This window comes from Sphingobacterium siyangense, assembly GCF_023277505.1.
Lineage (GTDB): Bacteria > Bacteroidota > Bacteroidia > Sphingobacteriales > Sphingobacteriaceae > Sphingobacterium > Sphingobacterium siyangense.
Map to the genome: position 1 here is coordinate 3,126,013 of NZ_CP080574.1, position 20,156 is coordinate 3,146,168.

21 protein-coding genes are annotated in these 20,156 nt (G+C 38.3%); 10 read left to right on the forward strand and 11 right to left on the reverse strand.

Translation table 11 applies throughout. The annotated features are described in order from the left end of the window. Positions 1 to 107: 107 nt before the first annotated feature. Complete coding sequence (locus K2F45_RS12670; RefSeq protein WP_046676278.1) at positions 108 to 461, forward strand: winged helix-turn-helix transcriptional regulator; 354 nt, start codon at positions 108 to 110, stop codon at positions 459 to 461. Between the two features lie 77 nt (positions 462 to 538). Here K2F45_RS12670 and K2F45_RS12675 read toward each other — a convergent pair whose 3' ends face one another. Continuing rightward, entirely contained in the window at positions 539 to 1,729 is a 1,191-nt protein-coding gene (locus K2F45_RS12675) for a hypothetical protein (RefSeq protein ID WP_248933752.1), read from the reverse strand. Positions 1,730 to 1,951: 222 nt separating this feature from the next. On the opposite strand from K2F45_RS12675, the gene K2F45_RS12680 reads away from it, so the two are divergent. After that, a complete protein-coding gene (locus K2F45_RS12680; RefSeq protein WP_083663615.1) occupies positions 1,952 to 2,263 on the forward strand; it encodes a hypothetical protein in 312 nt (103 codons plus the stop codon). A 485-nt stretch (positions 2,264 to 2,748) separates the two neighbouring features. Here K2F45_RS12680 and K2F45_RS12685 read toward each other — a convergent pair whose 3' ends face one another. Beyond that, positions 2,749 to 3,930, reverse strand: a complete 1,182-nt coding sequence (locus K2F45_RS12685) for a glycosyltransferase (protein ID WP_075992521.1) — start codon at positions 3,928 to 3,930, stop codon at positions 2,749 to 2,751. A 502-nt stretch (positions 3,931 to 4,432) separates the two neighbouring features. Here K2F45_RS12685 and K2F45_RS12690 point away from each other — a divergent pair. The 3 genes from K2F45_RS12690 (at position 4,433) to K2F45_RS12700 (ending at position 6,277) form a co-directional block, all read left to right on the forward strand. Next, positions 4,433 to 4,915 carry a GNAT family N-acetyltransferase gene (locus tag K2F45_RS12690; RefSeq protein ID WP_075992522.1) on the forward strand — a complete coding sequence of 161 codons (483 nt, stop codon included), beginning with the start codon at positions 4,433 to 4,435 and terminating at the stop codon, positions 4,913 to 4,915. A 116-nt stretch (positions 4,916 to 5,031) separates the two neighbouring features. After that, entirely contained in the window at positions 5,032 to 5,817 is a 786-nt protein-coding gene (xth, locus tag K2F45_RS12695; protein ID WP_248933753.1) for an exodeoxyribonuclease III, read from the forward strand. Next, on the forward strand, positions 5,810 to 6,277 hold the full coding sequence (locus K2F45_RS12700; RefSeq protein WP_075992524.1) for an NUDIX hydrolase: 468 nt from the start codon (positions 5,810 to 5,812) through the stop codon (positions 6,275 to 6,277). The genes xth and K2F45_RS12700 overlap by 8 nt, the downstream gene beginning before the upstream one ends. A gap of 34 nt (positions 6,278 to 6,311) precedes the next feature. Here K2F45_RS12700 and K2F45_RS12705 read toward each other — a convergent pair whose 3' ends face one another. After that, a complete protein-coding gene (locus K2F45_RS12705; protein WP_075992525.1) occupies positions 6,312 to 6,722 on the reverse strand; it encodes a DUF6157 family protein in 411 nt (136 codons plus the stop codon). Between the two features lie 124 nt (positions 6,723 to 6,846). Beyond that, a complete protein-coding gene (locus K2F45_RS12710) occupies positions 6,847 to 7,317 on the reverse strand; it encodes a hypothetical protein (RefSeq protein WP_075992526.1) in 471 nt (156 codons plus the stop codon). 621 nt (positions 7,318 to 7,938) lie between these two features. Here K2F45_RS12710 and K2F45_RS12715 point away from each other — a divergent pair. Continuing rightward, positions 7,939 to 10,113, forward strand: coding sequence for an ATP-binding protein (locus tag K2F45_RS12715; protein WP_248933754.1), 2,175 nt, complete (start codon positions 7,939 to 7,941; stop codon positions 10,111 to 10,113). Between the two features lie 16 nt (positions 10,114 to 10,129). Here the strand turns inward: K2F45_RS12715 and dapB are convergent, their stop codons facing one another. Beyond that, positions 10,130 to 10,933: a 4-hydroxy-tetrahydrodipicolinate reductase gene (dapB, locus tag K2F45_RS12720; RefSeq protein WP_075992528.1), complete on the reverse strand. Its 804-nt coding sequence runs from the start codon at positions 10,931 to 10,933 to the stop codon at positions 10,130 to 10,132. Positions 10,934 to 11,086: 153 nt separating this feature from the next. On the opposite strand from dapB, the gene K2F45_RS12725 reads away from it, so the two are divergent. After that, positions 11,087 to 12,172 (forward strand): baeRF3 domain-containing protein, encoded by a 1,086-nt coding sequence (locus K2F45_RS12725; RefSeq protein WP_248933755.1) that lies wholly within the window; start codon positions 11,087 to 11,089, stop codon positions 12,170 to 12,172. 458 nt (positions 12,173 to 12,630) lie between these two features. Here K2F45_RS12725 and K2F45_RS12730 read toward each other — a convergent pair whose 3' ends face one another. The 3 genes from K2F45_RS12730 to K2F45_RS12740 all read right to left on the reverse strand — a co-directional run bounded on the left by K2F45_RS12730 (position 12,631) and on the right by K2F45_RS12740 (position 14,857). Next, positions 12,631 to 12,867 (reverse strand): hypothetical protein, encoded by a 237-nt coding sequence (locus K2F45_RS12730; RefSeq protein WP_075992529.1) that lies wholly within the window; start codon positions 12,865 to 12,867, stop codon positions 12,631 to 12,633. A gap of 282 nt (positions 12,868 to 13,149) precedes the next feature. Then, positions 13,150 to 14,631 carry a hypothetical protein gene (locus K2F45_RS12735; protein ID WP_248933756.1) on the reverse strand — a complete coding sequence of 494 codons (1,482 nt, stop codon included), beginning with the start codon at positions 14,629 to 14,631 and terminating at the stop codon, positions 13,150 to 13,152. A gap of 37 nt (positions 14,632 to 14,668) precedes the next feature. After that, positions 14,669 to 14,857 carry a hypothetical protein gene (locus tag K2F45_RS12740; protein ID WP_248933757.1) on the reverse strand — a complete coding sequence of 63 codons (189 nt, stop codon included), beginning with the start codon at positions 14,855 to 14,857 and terminating at the stop codon, positions 14,669 to 14,671. 306 nt (positions 14,858 to 15,163) lie between these two features. Between K2F45_RS12740 and K2F45_RS12745 the strand changes: the two genes are divergently transcribed. Together K2F45_RS12745 and K2F45_RS27445 are read left to right on the forward strand one after the other, a co-directional pair. After that, positions 15,164 to 15,652 (forward strand): response regulator, encoded by a 489-nt coding sequence (locus K2F45_RS12745; protein ID WP_248933758.1) that lies wholly within the window; start codon positions 15,164 to 15,166, stop codon positions 15,650 to 15,652. Next, complete coding sequence (locus tag K2F45_RS27445; protein ID WP_420833022.1) at positions 15,585 to 15,788, forward strand: response regulator transcription factor; 204 nt, start codon at positions 15,585 to 15,587, stop codon at positions 15,786 to 15,788. Before K2F45_RS12745 ends, K2F45_RS27445 begins: the two co-directional genes overlap by 68 nt. Here the strand turns inward: K2F45_RS27445 and K2F45_RS12750 are convergent. Then, positions 15,757 to 16,056, reverse strand: a complete 300-nt coding sequence (locus K2F45_RS12750) for a hypothetical protein (RefSeq protein ID WP_248933759.1) — start codon at positions 16,054 to 16,056, stop codon at positions 15,757 to 15,759. The two genes, K2F45_RS27445 and K2F45_RS12750, sit on opposite strands and share 32 nt — an antisense overlap. A gap of 206 nt (positions 16,057 to 16,262) precedes the next feature. Between K2F45_RS12750 and K2F45_RS12755 the strand changes: the two genes are divergently transcribed. After that, complete coding sequence (locus K2F45_RS12755; RefSeq protein ID WP_075994779.1) at positions 16,263 to 16,670, forward strand: putative quinol monooxygenase; 408 nt, start codon at positions 16,263 to 16,265, stop codon at positions 16,668 to 16,670. 108 nt (positions 16,671 to 16,778) lie between these two features. Here K2F45_RS12755 and K2F45_RS12760 read toward each other — a convergent pair whose 3' ends face one another. Together K2F45_RS12760 and K2F45_RS12765 are read right to left on the reverse strand one after the other, a co-directional pair. Next, positions 16,779 to 18,299 (reverse strand): glycoside hydrolase, encoded by a 1,521-nt coding sequence (locus K2F45_RS12760; RefSeq protein ID WP_083663619.1) that lies wholly within the window; start codon positions 18,297 to 18,299, stop codon positions 16,779 to 16,781. A gap of 471 nt (positions 18,300 to 18,770) precedes the next feature. After that, positions 18,771 to 20,123, reverse strand: a complete 1,353-nt coding sequence (locus K2F45_RS12765) for a DUF3472 domain-containing protein (protein ID WP_248933760.1) — start codon at positions 20,121 to 20,123, stop codon at positions 18,771 to 18,773. Positions 20,124 to 20,156 lie beyond the last annotated feature (33 nt).

Consider the following 20,156-nt stretch of genomic DNA (forward strand, 5'->3'; position numbering starts at 1 on the left):
GTTTTGTGTCATATTATTGACGAATGTGGTGTTACAGATGTAGGGTAGAAGTTTTAAATTTGGCCCTATTTGCAACGGATTGTACGCTATTAAAGAAATTTTAAATCATGGGAAAACGAAAAGAAAATTCGACAAATAGGATTAATGAACAGTATATTATTGAATGTGATTTAGCATATGCTGTATGCAAAATCGGCGGCCGATGGAAGCTGCTGATACTTGCTAAATTGCAGCATGGAAAGTTGCGGTTTGGTGAAATTAAACAATTGATTACAGGGATTACCGATCGCATGCTCACCTTGCAGCTCAAAGAATTGGAAAAGCAAGGACTTGTTAAAAGGATTGCGTATGCAGAAGTGCCCCCCCGAGTGGAATATCAATTGACTGAGATTGCGGCAGAACTTATCCCTATTTGGTGTCAGTTGGAAAAATGGGGCGCCAAGCATAAAATGATAACGTAACGGCAACGTTGTTTCCTGTAATTTTTTATCAATACCTAAATCAAAAAAGATTAGTGTGGGCGCAATGGAAATTTACACTATGATTGTCTCTTAAAGATTTTTATTTCAGAAAATCGACCTTGTTTTAGATCCCAGGTATATTCGAAGGCAATGGAATAGCCTAAAGATCTAATTTTCCACACCTGGTCTTTTTCATGCCCAACTATATAGTGTAAGAACCCTGACATTGCATTTTTTCCAATTTCGTCAATATCTTGATTAAAAGGGATAATGCCATTTGAAAATGAAAATAGCTGCTGTGCAGCTTCGTCAGGTTGAAGTATATTACTTTTTAATGTTTGTTCTACCATTAAATTTTCATCAGGAGATAGTTTTAGTTCCTGCCAATTTGCACCTAAATCGTTTCCCTTCCCAGTTTCTTTAAGTATTTCATTTTGAACTTTAATGAAACGAGACTGATTTTTTAGGTAAAAAACCGATAATCGCTTATCAATAATATCTTGCCATTCTTGAGGACTGACTTCCTGTATACCTGTTAATGAATAGCTGTTCCAGCGTATTTCGTCCATTTCTTGGTAGAGTTTCTCTAATTCATTGGCTGACTTCTGAATTACGAACGGGAACTGAAGTTGTAAATATTCCGCTTTATTGGGCAGCGTATATTCCGAATGATCGATAACCATAGTTTGTAGATTCAGGTTAAACCTAAGCATATAAAGCCTATTTACTAACCAAATTTGCCAAATATCCTCTTTTAATTGTTTAGCGAACACTTGATTTCCAAAGGTATAAGCTATTGTGGCTTCGTTTGTTCCTGTATTCGATTGCTGATAAATCACAGGTTGAATAATTTCACTGATAAGTCTGGCTATTTCAAGCGGACGATAACATTGCAATAATGTCACAGTTGTGAATTGTGGATTTTCAAGCATTTTTGACAATTCTTTGGAAGGATTTCCATCAAACCTAATTGCGTTAAGGACAGCTGGGGGAGGCTGTATCTTTTGAAAATACTTTTTGCGCAGTTGTGTTAAACTACTGTGCACTCTATGGGCATAATCAAAAATTGGATCGAACAATGCAAATTGTTGTTCAGTCGTTAGCGTGGAATCCGATAACTTACTTTCTATTTCACTAATAAATTTAAAAAATTCCTTTTGAGTTTTTTGCTTCTGATCCTTTAGTTCGCGGTCAATAATCTGAGAACTACAAGTGACCGCCATCAATAAGAAAAGAACTGTTGACAGCGTTATTTTTAAAGATATCATGTGTTGATAGTTTTTATCTTAATGTTAGTCTGCAAAGATCGCTTTTTTATTTAACATGCATACCATATATATGTTTATGATTACTTAAAGTTCGCTATGATAATGAATGTAAATTAATTTATTTAAAACGATTTTAGGTTGTATGCTGTTCGGTTTCTAGAGCGATTTGGACAGCGTAATTTAGCCACATTCGTATCAGGTCAGGGAAAAAGTTAAGCTATTATGGACAATAAAAATAAGGAACAAATGACAACAGCATATTTGCAAATTGTGTTAAAAGCGAATTCTTCCAATAGAGGAGAATTGGGGAGTACTTATAATAAATTTAAAGATTTATTTCCGGAGCAAATAAAGGGAGCTAAAACACAAGAGTTACTCATCAGCGATGAGGACATACAGCTATTATATGGCTTTGATACCTTTGAACATGCAGCGGCCTTTTTGTCAACAGAATTATATAACAATATCATCCTCCCCGCATTAAAACCATTAATGAGCAATAATCCTGAGATCAAAATATACAATGTGGCTTAAAGAAGATTTAACTTACATGTAATAGACGGAAATTATCCATGTTTTAATATAGGATGAAAATAGAGTTTCTAAAATTATTAGTACACGAGGTCGCGAAACATATTAGATGATGAAAACAGAATTGCTGCTGCTGAAAGTGTAACTGTAGGATTCTCACAATTGGCCTTTTCACATGGAGGCAGCAGGTTAAGTTTTGGTCGCTTATATGTAAATTGCTCACCGGCACAGGAGTGTAACCACCGAAAAAGTCGAACTTCGATCAGGTAATAAAATGGAGGGTGCCCAGGCTATCTATGCATGATAGCCATTCAAAACGTTAAATGAGCTATTAAAGCTAGATAGATAGTCCCAAAATTTAGGCCATTCTTTTTTAGAATCGAATATTCGATGTAGCGTAGCGAGGGTGAAAAAATCAATTTGTTAATGGAAGGGTTGTCCATGTTAATCTCTGTCCAAGAATTTAGGCTTTGGACAACCCCCTAACTTTATGCCTCTCTTTTTAAATCAAAAGATACATATTTTTCATAATCAACTAAAGATCTCACCGGAGTTGTTACACGCTGTAAAAGCTCCATATACATTTTTGCCACGTTCTTCCATACCGTTTGTTCTCCATAGCTGCGTGCTTTGAAACGATGCCATGCGAGTAAACGATGCGATCTACATAATAGATTGATGTTGTCACGCATGCTTTCTATGTCATTAAAAGGGGTAAGGATGCCTCGTTCATCTTTTAATAAATCTTTGGCATGCCAGTACGGTGTGGAGATAACTGCAGCGCCGGCACCAACAGCAAAAGATAAGGTTCCACTACTGATCTGCTGTTCGTGAGGGTATGGAGATAGATAAATGTCACATGCGGTCAAATACTCCTTTAGTTCATCATCCGTTAAGAATTTATCAATAAAAACCACTTTATCGTCTAAACCGAGTTGACTAACCAAATTTTGCAATTCGTAACGGTAAGATTCGCCTTCATGAGCAAGCACATTGGGATGTGTTTTTCCAACGATCAAATATTTGAATCCTGGGAGATCAATACCCGACAAGGATTTGATGGCGTATTCCAGACCCTTGCTTCTTCCGATTAGACCAAAGGTCATCATCACAAAGTTCTCCTGCAGGTTCAATCTGTATTTGGCCAATCCCTGATTATAGTCAAATTGTGGCACGCCATGTGGTATAACCTTAATCTTATCAGCATGCGCCGAATTGAATTGCTCCTTTAACAATTCTACTCCTTTTGGCGATAGACTCACAACAACCTGAGACTTTTCTAAAAGTAACTCGATAATTTCTCGCTGCTGTAAGGATGGGGTTTGCAGAATAGTATGAAATACGGTTAACAATGGTACATTAAGGTTGTTGGCGATTTGCGTGATGAAAATACCGTCAACACCACCAAATATTCCAAATTCATGTTGAATAATACAATAGTCGTATTCCTCATTAATGATACGGGCGGCTTGATGATAGCTGTCGAGTTGGTCCTTAAAGATGATAAAACGCACAGATTCGTCAAAATCCTCTAAACCCAGTTTAGATAAAGCGATTATGTCTATTTGGACATGAGGATCAAGCTCCATGCCTTGTTTGAGATCTTTGGTAAAAGTTGCCAACCCACATTCTTGAGGCGGACAAGTGCTAATGATTGCTATTTTTTTCATATAACTTAACCCTCCTTTGTTGTATTTTGTTCTTCTTTAACAGGAAGGTCCAAAATAGCCATTAGCAATAAATAATAGCCTTTCTCTAGGTTTAATTTTTTCGCTTTTTCATTAATATTTTCCATATCCGTATGCTATTTGAGTGTAACTTCTTTTGATCTAAGTGAATCAAAATTTATACCTAAAGATTGTTTATCATGCTTTAACCGTAGTTTTTGAATAGAAATAGCGTAAGATTTTATGGAATTTCCAAAAAATACAGATCAGTTACGTATTTATAGCGTAGCAGAGTTAGAATTATGCTCTTATCATTTAAATAATTCTATAAATCAGATGCAAATTTTAGAAATACTGTTTTGTTGATACAAGTTTTTTTACGAATTCAACTTTTTATACATTTGATCAGCTATAATGTTAACTTACACTGCTGTTCGTGGAAAAGATTCGTATCGTGTACAGCGCTGGACCATGGTCTGAATTAAATTTATCATATATTAGTAATATGATAAACATCAGAAAGGTTAAACCAGAGGACAATCTAATATTAGCAACGATTATACGGGGTGTTTTTGAAGAGTTGAAGGCTCCGCGCTTGGGAACAGTTTATTCAGACCCTACTACAGATAATCTTTTTGAGCTATTCCAAGAGATGAAATCTTGTTTGTGGGTCGCTGAGGTAGGTACTGAAATTGTAGGTTGTTGCGGTATTTTTCCGACTGTTGGACTTCCTGAAGGTTGTATTGAACTCGTAAAATTCTATTTGTCAGCTAAAGCAAGGGGCAAAGGTATCGGCCGGGAATTAATGGATAGATCAATAAATTCAGCCAAGGAACTCGGTTATTCCAGCATATACCTCGAGAGCTTACCGGCTTTTAGCGATGCAATTAATATGTATAAAAAACAAGGATTTGAGACACTCCCCGCACCAATGGGCGAATCGGGACATCCCGGTTGTGATGTCTGGATGGTGAAAGAAATAATATAAGGTGATATTTTGTCTCTTATTACCATGTTAAAATTTAATAAATAAATTTTTCTGAGCAGTTCTCAAACAATTGAAAAGCTTCTTTGGTTGTCTATTTTAGTTAGAAGGACAATTTCATGAAAATAGCCACCTATAATATTAATGGCATCAACGCACGTCTTCCCGTGTTGTTACGTTGGTTAGCGGAAGAATCACCTGATGTCGTATGTCTGCAGGAGTTGAAATCTCCGCAGGAACGTTTTCCATTGAAAGAAATTAATGACATCGGATATCATGCGGTCTGGCATGGTCAGAAAAGTTGGAATGGGGTTGCGGTACTTTCCAAATACGACATCGAAGAAGTAGCTAGAGCTCTTCCAGGGGATTCCGAAGATGTACAAAGCCGTTATTTGGAGGTTATGATCCAGCAAGTCGTGATTTGCTGTCTTTATCTGCCCAATGGCAACCCATTTCCGGGACCCAAATTTGACTATAAGTTGACGTGGATCGAGCGCTTAGCAAAGCGGGCTAAAACGCTGCTTAGTATGGATGTTCCAGCGATACTCATTGGGGATTTTAATATTATTCCAACAGAAATGGATACGTATAAACCTGAAAAATATGTCAACGATGCATTGTTTAGAAAGGAGGTGAAGGATGCTTTCAGTCGGCTTCTTGAAGAGGGCTGGCAGGATTCTATTCGTCAGCTTTTTCCAGATCAGCAGGTTTATACGTTCTGGGATTACTTTCGCCAAGCTTACAATCGAAATGCTGGTTTACGTATCGACCATATCTTATTGAGCCCTTCAATTCAGGATCGTTTGATTGAAGGCGGAATTGATCGCGATGTGCGCGGATGGGAGAAGAGTAGCGATCATGCGCCTACGTGGATTCGATTACGAAATATCAGCACGAATGGCTAAGAAGATAAATACCAGTGCGGGATTGTTATTGTATAAATTTCAGGCGTTGGAAATTTATTTTTTCTTAGTACATCCTGGAGGACCCTATTTTACTAAAAAAGATGAAGGCTCGTGGACAATCCCTAAAGGGGAAATCGATTTGAATGAAGATGAACTTGATGCGGCCAAAAGAGAGTTTATTGAAGAGACAGGCTATCTTCCCTGTGGAAATTTTATTGCGCTAAATGCTATTCAACAAAAAGGAGGCAAAATAGTTAAGTGCTGGGCAATTGAAGGAGATATAGATCCTGCTAGACTTGTTAGCAATACCTTTGACATCGAATGGCCACCTAAATCAGGAAAAATGCAAACTTATCCTGAAATAGATCGTGGCGATTGGTTTACATTTACGGAGGCCAGGAAGAAAATAAACGAACGACAAATTTCTTTTCTGGAGCAAGTTATTGCTCATGGGAAGTGATCGCTTATTTCAACACAAGTTTATTGTGCAAGCGCTACCTAGCGGATTTCATTGCTTTAACTTTTGTTGTATTATCATCCGATACAAATTGTTGGTATATAGCTGTTTCCATTCCGTATAAGGCGACCTTGCCTTCACTATTGCTATGAATCCCATACCCATATGTCTTTGTAAGAGGGGAGGCGCGCAGGCAAGCTTGTCCTCTAGAGAAAAAAACTGTTCTAGCTTCGGAATACTCATCTGGCGTTAGGTCCCTTCTTTCCGCATAGACTTGGAAAATAATGTCGTCAGATGTATACTGATAAGGCGCTGCAGCGATTAATTCATATTGTCTTTCAGCTATGGTTTTATGGCGTTTTGATGGTGGAATAGTACCCTTAACTACTTTGGTATCTGTAGCAGCTTCAATTAAAGTATTGAAGTAATTTGTCGAATGTGTTTTCATAATTTTTATTTTTCTTTAATCAAAAGGCATGTAATGATACAAACAAAAATAATAGAATATCTTGCGATCTGATAGTGGATCGCAAGATATCTTATGAATTACTGATTATTGTTGCTGTTCTCTATTACAGTGCTGCTTTTATAGCGGCTAGGCAATCGGACTGATATTTCATGATATTATCTTTATCCGAAGCGGATATTTTTCCTTCAACAAGATTTTTTTCAATCTCATTTTTAATATCCAATATCGATTTTTCTTTGTCCAATGCTTTTTCTGCAGATTCTGCATTGATACGGTCTACCCAAGTTTTACCTAGCTTTGTATAAAGCTCTTTAGCCTTATCATTGGAGAGTACTGGGGCAGTCACTGAAGCAATTGCTGCATTGGCCGCAGCTTTATCTGAATAAACGACTGCTTCCGCATCTTTTGTTGCAGCATCTTCAGAGGTTTTCATGGCCTCTTCATTAGCGTCAGCTGCTTTTTCCTCCGCATTTTCCATGTGCTCGGTTGCTTTTTCTTGTGGCGTTTGATTGTTACATGAAACTAGAATTGCTGCAGTCGCTAATGAAGCGAGTAATGTTTTGTTTGAAATCATAATATTATTTATTTAGTGACAATGTTTAAATGACAAGATTTACTGATGAATAGTTTTACTAACTAAAGACTAACATCCTATCTTTGCGTAAATATTACGGAAAATGTGGTTTATACTTGTTTTGTTGTAATCGGTTCATTATGAGTTTTGTGGCGTTTTGCTTCAGGACTTCTCAATCTATTAGCCAGTAATATAAAACCGTATAAAAATTTCGCCGATAGCTTATATTCTTTCGAATTCTTTATATGACGTTATTTATACTTTAATTGAGTAATATCTAAGATAATCCAAACAAAGTCGTAAAAAGTATTGTTGATTAAATACAGACTGCTTGTCCGGTCATGAAGAAAGTTTTAAAGCTAGGCACCTTTCCAACCTAGCTTTTTTATTTTTCACCGAAATAGCCAATTAATAGGCTTCAATACCAGCCATCCGGATTACTCAGATTCTGAATAATTATTGGACAATCGTTTGATCCACTTTTCGTAGTTATTTTTTTCTATATTAGCCTTAGATATGACATGTTTGAAGAGGGGTGCTAGATTTTATTATGCGTGGCAAATTATCTCTTTCGAGAATTTCCTATTATTAGTAAGTTAAAAGATTAAAAACTAGCAAAATATGCGTCAACTGGAGTGCCACGAAGAAGAAATCCACCTATGCGGTAAAATCCAATATTTCGGTTTCCTTTGTATTTTTAATGAGAGTGGGTGTATTGCCGCAAGTGAAAACCTATCTGCATTGCTCGATATTTCTATGAAAGAAATCTTGGGGAGATCGATCGAGCAGCTATTGCCTTTGATATCGTCCGAACCGGAGTTGAATCTCAAAGAAATAGAAAAACAGATCACAGGGGAGATATTTACCCGTTTTGTAGAACGTATTCGTATCAAAAATGTAGATTATTATCTGAGCATTTACCGATATGATGAGAAAACATATCTTGAAGTTGAAATCTGTAGTGAGAATCATCTAAAAGCGACCCGTTTATTTTATTATGCGAAATATCTGGAAGAGCAACATGGAAATGCTTGGCAATCATTGACTGTGTTGATTCGCCAGATTATTGGTTTTGATCGTGTCATGGTATACCGTTTCGAAGAGGACAATAGCGGACAGGTAATTGCAGAGTCCATCGCAGATGGGATGACCTCATTGATGGGCTACCGCTATCCAGAATTTGATATTCCGGCACAAGCACGCGCGCTATATGTTAAATTCCCTGCACGCCATGTAGCAGATATTGAGGCACCAACTATTACTATACAGGGCCTGGAGGCAAGTGAAGTAGACCTGACTCGTTGTAGCCTCAGAGCGTTGTCTCCCGTACATATACAGTATCTTAAGAATGCAGGTGCACGTGCCAGTGCCAGTTTTTCGATCGTTATCGAGGGAAGACTCTGGGGGCTGGTGGCCTGCCAGAATAGCCTAGCTTTGAATGTGGACCTTGCCCAACGCCACTTATGCGCCTTCTTAACGCAGTATGCTATAAATTATTACCTTTCAGAATATCAAAGGGAAAATCTTGTCGCGCAGACTATCATGGGCGTTATGGAACGTGACCTAAAGTCTGAATTATTGGTAAACAGTGATATCGGAATCGTGCTTGAACGCTTCGCTCCGCAAATCTTGGAAATAGTGGAGGCAGACGGCTTGGTGATCAAACATGACCGTGGTTCCAAAACTTGGGGTGTAGTACCGACAGAATCAGAGCAACGACAGATTGATCTGTATATAGAAAAACAGGGCGAGAGTGATTTATTTTTTACATCAAATTTTGTTCCTGACAGGGCCGATCCAGTACAAACGCTCATATTTCCTGGTATTTTACGGATAAATATTCTTCCCAGCAATAAATGGTACATCTATTTATTCCGCAAGGAGCACGTATATGAAGATGTGTGGGCAGGGAAACCCGAGAAAATATATCATTACGATCCTGAAAGGGAAATAGAGTTTCCGTCACCCAGGACATCATTTGAAGCCTGGCGTGAAACGATGAAAGGCAAGTCTATTAAATGGAAAAAAACGGAGCTTTCCTTCATCGAAAAAGTTGCACAAATAACCCAACAGGCTATTGCGCAACGGGGTGGAGAGATTGCTCAGCTCAATAAGGAGCTCGTAAGATCAAACAATGCCTTAGATACGTTTGGCTATACATTGACTCACGATCTTAAAAACCCTCTTTCTTCCATAAAGCTTGCGGCACAGATGATGTTGATGAAAGATGATCTTCCGAAAGAGATGTTGCGAAAAATGGCAACGAATATCATCGATGCGACTGGACTGATAACAGAAATGATGGATAAGGTTTATCAACTCACACAGTCTAATTATGTAGCATTCAAAACAGAACTGATCGATCCGCGAAACAAAATTCTTAATATTCTCGAAAGCTGCAAGCAGCAGTTTGACAGTACAAGGTTGGAATTTGTCTTAGGGGAGACCTTGCCCATTCTCGGGGAAAGAACACTGCTATATCAGCTGTTTTTAAATCTGATCGGCAACGCGATAAAATACAGCAGTAAAAAAGATCAACCAAGGGTGGAAGTTTATAGTGAAAAACACGGCCATTCAGTTTACTATTATATTAAAGACAATGGCATTGGGATGGATATTCGGGATGACAGTAATATATTTGACATTTTTAAACGGCTGTCAAATTCGCAGGGCTTTGAAGGATCGGGGATTGGACTTTCCATCGTCAAACGGATAGCGGATCGTCTCGACGCGAAGGTCACAGTAGAAAGCGATCTCAGCGTGGGTACAACGTTTTGTGTTAAATTTAGAGGTTGATAGATAATGATCCAATTTACAAATCCATTATGGTATCCAAACCACGTTTTAATCCTTTAAAGGTACCCATTTTAGCAAGGGCAATCTTAATGCCATTCAGATAAGGTGCTACACCAGTTCCAGCTTCATGTTTGATGATTAATTTTTCATCTTCCATACCAAAGATTGTTTCGACACCTAGTACATAACCCGGCAGTCTTATCGCATGCACTTGAATACCATTGATATCACCACCACGCGTCTCTTTGTTTCCGATGGTATCCTTTATGGGAACTTCAACCTTCGGCGTTTTAATTTTGGAAAGACTATAGGCTAATTCTGCGACTGTGCCGCTTGGTGAGTCCACCTTTCTTTGGGATGCATAATCTATAATTTCAAATTGATCAATATATTGAGCGGCAGTCTCCGCAAATTTCTTCAACAAAACAGCGGTGATCGAAAAATTACCGGCGGCGAGTACGGATAACGCGCTTTCTTTCGCATGTTCTTCAATTTCCTCATAATCCTGATTTGAGAGCCCTGAAGTCCCAATAAGAACATGCTTACCTTTAGCTATCGCATTCAGGATGTTCTTCTTGGCAATAAGTGGACTGGTAAAGTCAATTAAAATATCAAAATCAATATCCTCAATTGCATTTTCTATTGTATCAAATAGGGGAATCGGAGACGTTTTTATCTTTAGAATCTCAGCGAGATTTTCTCCTGCATAAGAGCGTGAAAGCCCGCCAACCAATTTATAGTTTGTATCGTCGATTATATTTTTACTCAATTCTTTACCGACCCAGCCTGTTGCTCCTGCAATAAACACCTTTTTCATCATTGTTTTTTTTAACAATTAATAACTATAAATAAGCTGTTTTTGTTTCGATAATTAACTAAATGAGGTAATACTTACTTTTATTTTACACAAACAAGAAGGATCTTTAATTTGTTGTTATTAGTAAAGTGTGTTCAATTTTTTAACTATTTGTCCATGATTATGACCGAAAAACAACTTCTGCAAATGCTTATCCGAGTTCAGGATGAGTTATGCATTACCATTTCCATCAATACCCATCGCACACATCCTGATAACTTAAGCGACCGAATAAAGATTAAAAATTTTATCGGAGAAGCGATTGATAGACTAACGGATAAGTATGATAAGAGGGTCGTTGCTGGCCTCATCAAACAATTGGAACAGATAGCGCATGAACTTGATATTAATTATAATCTTGAAAGTCTGCATATCTTTGTTTCAGATACAATCGCAGAAGTTTTCAAGTCATCATGGGAGACAAACCAAGAAGGTGTCCATATTAGCAATACATTTGCTGTACGCCCTTTGGTTAAGGAGATTGGCCGTCAAACCAGTTATCTTGTGATGTTGCTCTCGCAAAGCGGTGTTCATCTTTTTCGTGCCTTGAATGGACGTATTGTTGAGGATATCAGTAGTGAAGAGTTTCCTATTGCCGAAAATCAATTTTACAATACATTTCCCGATAAAAGTAGCGATGCCAAACATCTTGATGACCTCTTAAGGGAATATCTTAATCGGGTGGACAAAGCGCTACTGCGTTATATAGGGGACACAAAGAGCGTAACACTCGTGTTTTGCACGGAGGATAATTATAGTAAGCTCTTACAGGTTGCGGATAGACCATCAATCTATTATGGATACTTACCAATAGATTACAATAACGTTGAAACACATCAGTTGGAGAGCCGTGCCTGGAATTTTATGAAACAGGAGCTGGTACGAAAAAATGAAGACTACTTTAAAGAGCTGGAAGTAGCTGTGGGCAAGGGGTTAGTGATCACTGATCTGCAAGAAATTTATCGTGCATGTCAAGATGGACGCGGGGATATCCTGGTCGTTCAAGAGAGCTTTCATCAAGCCGTTAAGATTCTTTCGGATCAGGATATAGCGATCGTAGAAAACCCTATCGGATTGGATACAATCGACGATATTAGCAGCCTATTGGCCCTATTGATCGACGAACGAGGAGGACAAACCGTATACGTTCCCCAGATACCGAACGAGGAATTGCAACCTATTGCCCTTAAGATTAGGTACTAGCCTAGATTAATTGCCAATCCAACTACTTCGCTCGTTAATTTTCATCGTACTGAATCGCGATTTCGACGAAAAAGGAGACAAGACAATCATTCCCGCTCGGAGACTAATAAACTAGTATTTATATTTGAAGAGTAAATCGGTAATGAAACTTACAATAAATGGTAGCAGAGACGATCGAATGAGGCGCTCGAAGAACATGTGAACCTTGATTAATTTTTATGGAAAATTAATTTTAAATGCATCGTTTAGATAAGTGATCCAATAGTGCATTCTTTATCCCGAAAAAAAATATACCTATTTTATAAAGTAATCGATCAATTTGATTGTGCAAAAGCCTCTCGATTTTCCAAAAATCAGAGGCTTTGTTTTTAGTCTCAGGTCAACGGTAATCTTTAAAATAATAAGGCCAATTCTGTGGAAAAGGCCTTGTTATTTAAATTGTTCAATCTAGGAGAGTTTTAATCATTTCCATGATCCTCTGTCGCAAATGAAAATTTAACTGATTTTTGCGGATAAGCCTCCATACTCTTACGGCTTGTATTTTTGATAATGGTTTTGATACTAACGCGATCGCCCAATTTATAGTAAGTTTCTACGGTCTGATAATCCAGTAGGTAGGGACCACAAAAGTAGTTCCCATTATCATCTTTTTCGATGATTCCCTGATAAAGCCCTGTTCTTGTCTCTTTTGGCATGTTAATTTAATTTGAAGAACAAAGGTAGCAAGAGTATTTGGAGAAAGTGATATGAAAGATGAAATTAGGAACATTTTATTAAAATCTGAAAAGACAGCTCCCTTAGGCCGTTCTATATATAGCGGATTGAAGGCTAAGATGATTTGATTGTTGAGACGACCAGAAGTTAGGATGGAATAATTTGATAAGGTTCCGATGATATAAAGAAAACGATGGAGCAAGAGGAGGTCAATTGATCCCGTCTTGTTCCATCGTTTCCTTTGTATGATTAAAAACGATCATTTATTTGCTTTTTACACAACGTATACCGACTTGATTATTTTGATGTATGTCTACGATTGAAACGCCTGTCGCTGTTAATATCAATGCTGGCTTAGCGTTACCTTGAACTGTTGAACTTGCCCAATAAACACCCAAAGCACCTGTAGGAATGTTGTTGTTTCCCGAAGAAGAACGAACAAAATCGTTGTCTGGTAGGAACATATAATTGTCTTTATTTGTGGTTGGTACAGTAGATGTCCCGAGGAACCAACCTGTTTGACCATTATAACTACCTCTAGCGATACCCATATTGATCAATGACTGATATTCCGTTTGTGTAGCTGTTCGCCACCCAGTACCTAAAGCGCCTTCACAGTATGTTGCCGATCCATTTCCTCCATAAACACTTCCTTTTATATATTGAGCGGATGCAATTGTGATAGGCGCGGTGCCCATCAAGTTAGCCGAACTCCAATAGTAATTTGAGTTTGGTACGTCGATTGCACCCTTGGGTACCAAGCGAAGCTTTAAACTATATTTTACACCTTTTTGTAAGCTTAAATTCGATAAATCTATTGTTCCTGAGCGGACGCCATTTTGTGTGGAGTTTAGGGATACTGTTCCAAAATTTACTTTACCAACCGTCGTTCCTTCGGTAATAATCAGCGCTGCATTGCTCGTCCATGCGAGACCTGTGCCACTAAAAGCGACATTACGTGCCGTCGATGAACCACCTTGGGTGAAAAGCCCGTCAGCCAATTTAACCGAAGCCGTTCCATAATTAGGGGAGATTGTACTACTCGTCATGGCGGTGATAGTGCCAACTACATTAGCGGAAGTACTTTCTAGCGTGGCCTGTACCTGTGTAAATAAGTGACTTAAGATAAGATCTACGGCCAGTGTTTGGTTAGCGATTACAGTAACCGGTAATTTTTTCCATAAGATGTCGGTATCTGCGCCAGTTACGTTAAACGTGATGTTCGCCAACGCCTGATTAAAATTGATCGAAGGAAAAGTTTGGCCATTTGCAGCGATAGCAACGAACGTATAAGACCCTGCTGGAAGCGATAGGTTCCAATTTGTGCCGCTGGTCGAATAAGTTAACATCCCTGTATCTTTAACATAATTTCCAGTTGCATTGTAAACCGCAATAGCATATTTTGCTCCATTCCCTAGTGAGACGGGGGCTGTTGCTATTTTAAGCCCTGTTGACGCACGCAATACATTGGATGAAGTAGTGGGCTCCGGTGTCAAAGTTGCCAGTACCGAAAGTTCGCTATTAAATGGAACAATGGACTCCTGGATGTTCGAAAGCGTATTGTTTAAACTTTTGTTGGTTGATAATTTTAGTTGGGGATCTGTATCTTCATCAGTGAAAGAGGCTCCACTCATTTTTACGCTCACATTCCCTTCTGTCTCGACAGCCGTGTTGCTTTCATTTTTGCTACATGACGTGAAAAGTATAATGAGGAGGGTGAGCAATTGAATAAATTGATTTTTCATTTTTCTTTTTTTGGGTTAATTGATCGTCAATGGGTGACTACCACCATCCGTCACTTTTACTTTGAGTCTGTGATTCCTCGTTGTCCCAGGTCTGCTTTACATCTCCAGAAGTGTGGGCATTTGAACCTGCCGCAATGCCATTTTCTAATAAAACGACAGTCATTTGAATCTGAGGTACCTGGTAGGGCAGTTTGCCAGTTGCAGATTTAAAAAGTCTCTTGTTCATAACAATGTATTTTATAAGTTGAAATATTTTATAGTTCTTTCGCTAGCCTAATGGCTTATTTCGTGGGCTAGTGAATTCGTCTAAGATGATATGGCATGCTTAAATTCTATTGTAAAAGACGCGCTTTATTGCCTTACTTGGTAACTTCTAAGCGGTATATAGCATGTTTATGCTATATTTCAAGTTGGATATAACAGGAATATGCGAGGTTTGTAGCTGAATACCTACACACTTGTAAAACAGATTATTATGATTGTTTTAAATAATTATATTTGTCTTACTAGGTTAATTAAACCAGCCATATTTATGAAGACCACTAGCCATGCTGTTATCTTAGATGACCAGAAAATAGTTGCTTTTTCCTTCGCACTCTTGTTGAAGCGTGAATGTGGAATTGAATTGGTCCAATCTTTTAGCCAAGGATCTGAATTCCTTCAGTTTTTACGTGCTTTTGGAAAGCAGGAACTGTTTATTTTTTTGGATTACTATCTTCCAAATGAAAATGGACTTTCGTTGTTGACCGAGATCAGGCGTATAAATGGAGACGCAAAGGTTATTTTTTTGACGGGAGCAACAGCTCCTGCCGTGATATCGAGTATTCTTCAATACCGTCCAGAAGCTGTGTTATGTAAATCTTGTGAATTAAGTGAAGTATTTGCCTGCTTTGAGGCCATAAAGAAAAAAGAACTATATATATGTAGTGAATTTGAACGTATTTTATCTACATATGATAAAAAAATTAAAACATTTACGCCGAGAGATCGAAGTATTACAATACTTTTCGGAGGGCTATAGCGTCGCTGAAACAGCTTCAAGAACCTTTTTGAGCCCACATACAGTTGTTGCACATCGCAGGAAAATGATGGCAAAAGCAGCGTGTCAAACCATAGGACAAATGCTTAAATATGCCCGTGAGCATAATCTAATTTAAAACTATAATTTAGCTTCACCCAAAATATTATTATCATCGTCAAAAGCAGATTCCCAAAGGGATTTAAAGGTAAGTCGGCCTTTGGACGATAACTGTTCGTTCCCTTGATCGATAGATGCTCATTGAGCGATCTTTCATACTCCAGTACAATATTCCCAACAGATAGAGGCCAAAGATTTAATTTGATAAGATTTGATTTTTCTTGTGCTTTTAATCCAGAAATAGTACATATCCCAAGTGTAAGCATCGCAAGGTAGTGCAATTTCATCGTAGTTTTTCCAAAATTCAGGTAGCAAAGATATTAGAATATATGATTTAAGAGAAATCTAAGACATCGATATTTTGACCTAAATCCGTAAAACTGGTAGATATTTCAGTAATATATATAGTGGTGCTATCATCCAGTATAACGAAATTTGTGAAGGGCTTTGATTGGAAAAAATGATCAGGCCCAAAACTTTTAAACTTAATCACATGAAATCATTATTGTCTTTGCCCTTAACGCTAATCATACTTTTCTTATGCGGGGATATTGTTCGTGGACAGGATAAGGAGTCTATGGTACGTATTTCTGAAATTGAGGTTTATGTTGAACACCTCGAAGAATATAAGACCATTTTAAAAGAAGAGGCTGCTGCATCTGTCGTGCTCGAAGAAGGTGTTGTTGCGATTTTTCCAATGTTCAAAAAAGATAATCCGACACAGATACGTATCTTGGAAATCTATCGGGACAAGCAAGCTTACCTTGCCCATTTGAAAACAGCACACTTTTTAAAATATAAGTCTACTACACTCCATATGGTGAAATTATTGAAGCTCATTGATATGGACGTATTAGATCCAGAAACTGCAAAACTTATGTTTACAAAAATGAAAGAATAGCTGCGGTGCTGAGAAGGAATTTGACGATCAGTAACATGTAGGATTTAGCACATATCGGATTTTAAATTATATGCTGAGGGAGCGTGCTCCCTCAGTATACTTAACAAATTAAAGTTTTTTGCCTTCTAAAGTACTTATACTTTTGGCAGGTATTGTTAAAGAATAGACGCCTGAGCTATTCGGATTTACAGCGCCGACATTACCCCAATGCCCCGAACTGCTTGCTGTGGTTTGGTAATTGTTCAATGCTCCGCTTGCAAAACCTGTAAGGTTGATATCCAATGGAACTGCTGCGGTTCCCGTGTTGGTGACAACTAAGACAAACTTACCTGTTTGTGGATCTTTGTAAGCCGAAATCAATAAGCCATTTCCATTTTGAACCGCTACATTGATTCGCATATAACCTGTTTTGATGAATCTGGAATAATGTCCCATCACATCGTACGTTTTTGGAAATTCCAAGGAACCATCACTCTTTGTACAAATAAGCGCCTCATTATTTTGAAATGCCAGCATACCTAGCCAAAACACATAAGCATTGGCATTACAATCCGCAAGAAGCTTGTGCATATTAACCGCCAGTTTCAAGCCTCCTTCAATACCATTGTCATAATTGCCGCCATCATCGGAAGCTTCTGTTACCCACATTGGTTTACCTCCAATACTAAAATTCCACATGGAAGGGCTCTGGTTAAATCCACGTTGACCAGTGATGATGCCACTTATCTCTACGTAGCCATGCCCGGCGAGGATGTCGACTTTGCTTCTGTCCATACCTGAAAGGAAATTATCTGCTGTTCCCCAGGCCGCATTTTCAGAAGATATGATCTTGGTGGATTGAAGACCCGCACTGTTTAATTCGGGACGGAGGTTGTTGGTAATAAACTGTCCTAGATGTGAAGAGTCCCAATAAGAAGCATCCCAGTCAGAAAAGACATTTTCAGGCTCATTTGACGGAGAAATAGCATTGATTGTAATCCCCTCGTTCTGAAACGATTTTACAAATCCAGTCAGGTAGCGAGCAAAAGCTGTTGAAGAAGTATTAAAATTAAGTCCATTAAACCATTTCGCGGAAATACTACTCGTATTGGTCTTCATGTATAATGGCGGAGTCCAAGTACTTGCCATAACGAAGGGAACTTCATAGCGTTCTTTCGCTTTCTTGATGATCCAGACCTGCCCAAGCTGTTCTTTTTCGTCTGCTGTCAAATTCTGATAAGTCGTACTATTGGGATCCACGTCAATCGAAACTCCTGCAGGTTTAATGGTGACGACCTTGGTCTGTTGGTTAAAAGGGTAGGTATGAAGTACCTTACCACGAAGGATATTCAGTTTCAACCCACTGCCTCCCCATAAATAATCCAGGATACTATCTCTTTTTGCGGATTCAAAGAATGGAACAATCCGACCTCCGAATGCACCAAATCCATCAATCTTTTGATAGGTTTGATCCCAATTCAATGTAGCAATTGTAGCTCCTGCTTGCGCGGATACTGCAGCTTTTTTGTTAAGTTGTGCCTCTGGACTCTCTAGAGTCAATGAATTTTTTTGGCAACTAAAAATAGAAAATGTGGAAACTACGGCCAAAACAGTATAAAGTCTGTTCCAGCGACTGGTTAATTTTAACATAACTTAGTTTTTAAGATTTGTGAATGAATCATTAATTTAATTGTGCCTGGTTTTCCAAGCGGTTCTCATTGTCGTTGTTTTGTTTGCCTCCTTTCGTTAGTTAAAAAAATAAACATTCACCGATTTCCACATTGGTTAGTTTCCGAAAATTAATAATATTTTGGGAGAATTTATTATTACTTCTATTATTTTAATTTTATTTTTTATTGATTTAAAAATAAATACATATTTTTTTAATGATGACTTAATTTTACTTCTTCTTTTCTGCCGAAGATGGAGCTTAAACTTATCATTGATTATGCATTAAAAACTGAAATCCATCGTCTTTGCCATGAATAACGTGTTACAAAAAGGTACGAATTGTTGCTGTAAATACGACAAGGTTGAGTTTAAAAGGGACCACACTTCTTAATGAAGTATTGTCCCTTTTATTGGATGTAAATTCAGAATAATTTACTGTAAATATGCTTGTTAAGGTAGAGTTGTTAAATTTATTGAAGGCGCTGTGCCAGAACCTGGTTGTGTGAACTTCGTTCCGGGATTTACGACGGTATTGAAAAAACCGCCATTTTTCAGGAAGAAGCTATTTCCGGCTATTCCGCCAATTGCGTCTATACGCTGGTTGTTTGAATAGGTCGCATCGACTGTAAAGGTACTTTCCACAACTTTCAGCCAAGTTCCAGTAGCTGTACGAACCCATTGATTACTATATTCTGCAGAACGGCCAAGGAAGCCATTGTCGGCATTAAAATTTTCGAGGAAGCTATGAAAGCCCGTTAAATAGGTATTTGTTTTGGGACGTTTCCAGCTTGCAATGAGTATCCAATTATTGGTCGAAGGATCATTAAACCATGCCGTAAAATCAGTACTTCCATTGTTATCAGGTTCTCCCTTTAATAAAAATTTATAGGTAGTGGCGGCAGTCCAGTTATACTTGAGGTAGCTTTGTCCACCAGAACCTTCGCCACCAAACTCACCTGTTGTCGTATTTGTCCCTTTTCTATTTAATGTGATGCGATCCTCTGCTGGTATTTGGGACGGGTTATCGGTGCTATATGGACTCCAAACAGAAAATAGTATTCTGCGCTCTGTCGCTGAATTGACCTGCATACCGAAATATCCTTGGCCGAACCCATTTGCCATAAAGTAAGAACCTATTTTATCTTCTCCGGCAGGCACTTTCACCTCGCTATAATAATAGGATACTTGCTGATTTGTTGGAATGGTATAACTCAAATGGCAGGATGGGCCCCGTCGCGACCAATAGTAAGTATTATCAACATTATTGTCACTATAAATCACAGTGCCATTTGTTGCCGAACTATCTAAAATCAAGTGTGATACATCTGCAAAATAACCACCTGACTTGGTCACACCTTGAAGATCCATTGTTATGTATCCCGCTGTATTTAGCGAATAGGTACCAACCGTGTAATCCTGTAATGTTCCACCCTTAAGTTTGATTTGTTTGCTTACACCGTTGATTGTTAACTTCACCGTACTACTATCGCCTGAAGGTAGCACTTTAGCCCTTATTTTAACACGTAAAGCGCCCGCTTGGGGGACCTTAGCATAGGTACTGATCACGCTATTGGCACTGGTCCAGTTTGCCAATCCATTGCTATTGATGACTTCTACTGCACCGGAAGGTGCCGAAGTAACAAAAGCATTGCCACCTAAGGGAACTTCGTATCCGCTTACACCAGGGGATGCGGCCCGTAGCGATAATTTCTCTTCTAAATTTGTTTGTACCTCGCTTTTTTGGCAAGAAAGAAAGCTTGCCAATACTGTACAGAGCAGTAGCGTAATTTTGGAATATCTCATAATTTAAATTTAATTGTTCACCCTAATTTTATA

What these genes read in the sequence shown, in the direction of transcription:
- K2F45_RS12730 (WP_075992529.1), bottom strand. Translation starts at nt 12,867, where the DNA reads ATGCCAAAAGAGACAAGAACAGGGCTTTATCAGGGAATCATCGAAAAA.
- K2F45_RS27445 (WP_420833022.1), top strand. Translation starts at nt 15,585, where the DNA reads ATGATAAAAAAATTAAAACATTTACGCCGAGAGATCGAAGTATTACAA.
- dapB (WP_075992528.1), bottom strand. Translation starts at nt 10,933, where the DNA reads ATGATGAAAAAGGTGTTTATTGCAGGAGCAACAGGCTGGGTCGGTAAA.
- K2F45_RS12690 (WP_075992522.1), top strand. Translation starts at nt 4,433, where the DNA reads ATGATAAACATCAGAAAGGTTAAACCAGAGGACAATCTAATATTAGCA.
- K2F45_RS12675 (WP_248933752.1), bottom strand. Translation starts at nt 1,729, where the DNA reads ATGATATCTTTAAAAATAACGCTGTCAACAGTTCTTTTCTTATTGATG.
- K2F45_RS12715 (WP_248933754.1), top strand. Translation starts at nt 7,939, where the DNA reads ATGCGTCAACTGGAGTGCCACGAAGAAGAAATCCACCTATGCGGTAAA.
- K2F45_RS12670 (WP_046676278.1), top strand. Translation starts at nt 108, where the DNA reads ATGGGAAAACGAAAAGAAAATTCGACAAATAGGATTAATGAACAGTAT.
- K2F45_RS12710 (WP_075992526.1), bottom strand. Translation starts at nt 7,317, where the DNA reads ATGATTTCAAACAAAACATTACTCGCTTCATTAGCGACTGCAGCAATT.
- K2F45_RS12680 (WP_083663615.1), top strand. Translation starts at nt 1,952, where the DNA reads ATGGACAATAAAAATAAGGAACAAATGACAACAGCATATTTGCAAATT.
- K2F45_RS12705 (WP_075992525.1), bottom strand. Translation starts at nt 6,722, where the DNA reads ATGAAAACACATTCGACAAATTACTTCAATACTTTAATTGAAGCTGCT.
- xth (WP_248933753.1), top strand. Translation starts at nt 5,032, where the DNA reads ATGAAAATAGCCACCTATAATATTAATGGCATCAACGCACGTCTTCCC.
- K2F45_RS12735 (WP_248933756.1), bottom strand. Translation starts at nt 14,631, where the DNA reads ATGAAAAATCAATTTATTCAATTGCTCACCCTCCTCATTATACTTTTC.
- K2F45_RS12765 (WP_248933760.1), bottom strand. Translation starts at nt 20,123, where the DNA reads ATGAGATATTCCAAAATTACGCTACTGCTCTGTACAGTATTGGCAAGC.
- K2F45_RS12760 (WP_083663619.1), bottom strand. Translation starts at nt 18,299, where the DNA reads ATGTTAAAATTAACCAGTCGCTGGAACAGACTTTATACTGTTTTGGCC.
- K2F45_RS12700 (WP_075992524.1), top strand. Translation starts at nt 5,810, where the DNA reads ATGGCTAAGAAGATAAATACCAGTGCGGGATTGTTATTGTATAAATTT.
- K2F45_RS12755 (WP_075994779.1), top strand. Translation starts at nt 16,263, where the DNA reads ATGAAATCATTATTGTCTTTGCCCTTAACGCTAATCATACTTTTCTTA.
- K2F45_RS12750 (WP_248933759.1), bottom strand. Translation starts at nt 16,056, where the DNA reads ATGAAATTGCACTACCTTGCGATGCTTACACTTGGGATATGTACTATT.
- K2F45_RS12740 (WP_248933757.1), bottom strand. Translation starts at nt 14,857, where the DNA reads ATGAACAAGAGACTTTTTAAATCTGCAACTGGCAAACTGCCCTACCAG.
- K2F45_RS12745 (WP_248933758.1), top strand. Translation starts at nt 15,164, where the DNA reads ATGAAGACCACTAGCCATGCTGTTATCTTAGATGACCAGAAAATAGTT.
- K2F45_RS12725 (WP_248933755.1), top strand. Translation starts at nt 11,087, where the DNA reads ATGATTATGACCGAAAAACAACTTCTGCAAATGCTTATCCGAGTTCAG.
- K2F45_RS12685 (WP_075992521.1), bottom strand. Translation starts at nt 3,930, where the DNA reads ATGAAAAAAATAGCAATCATTAGCACTTGTCCGCCTCAAGAATGTGGG.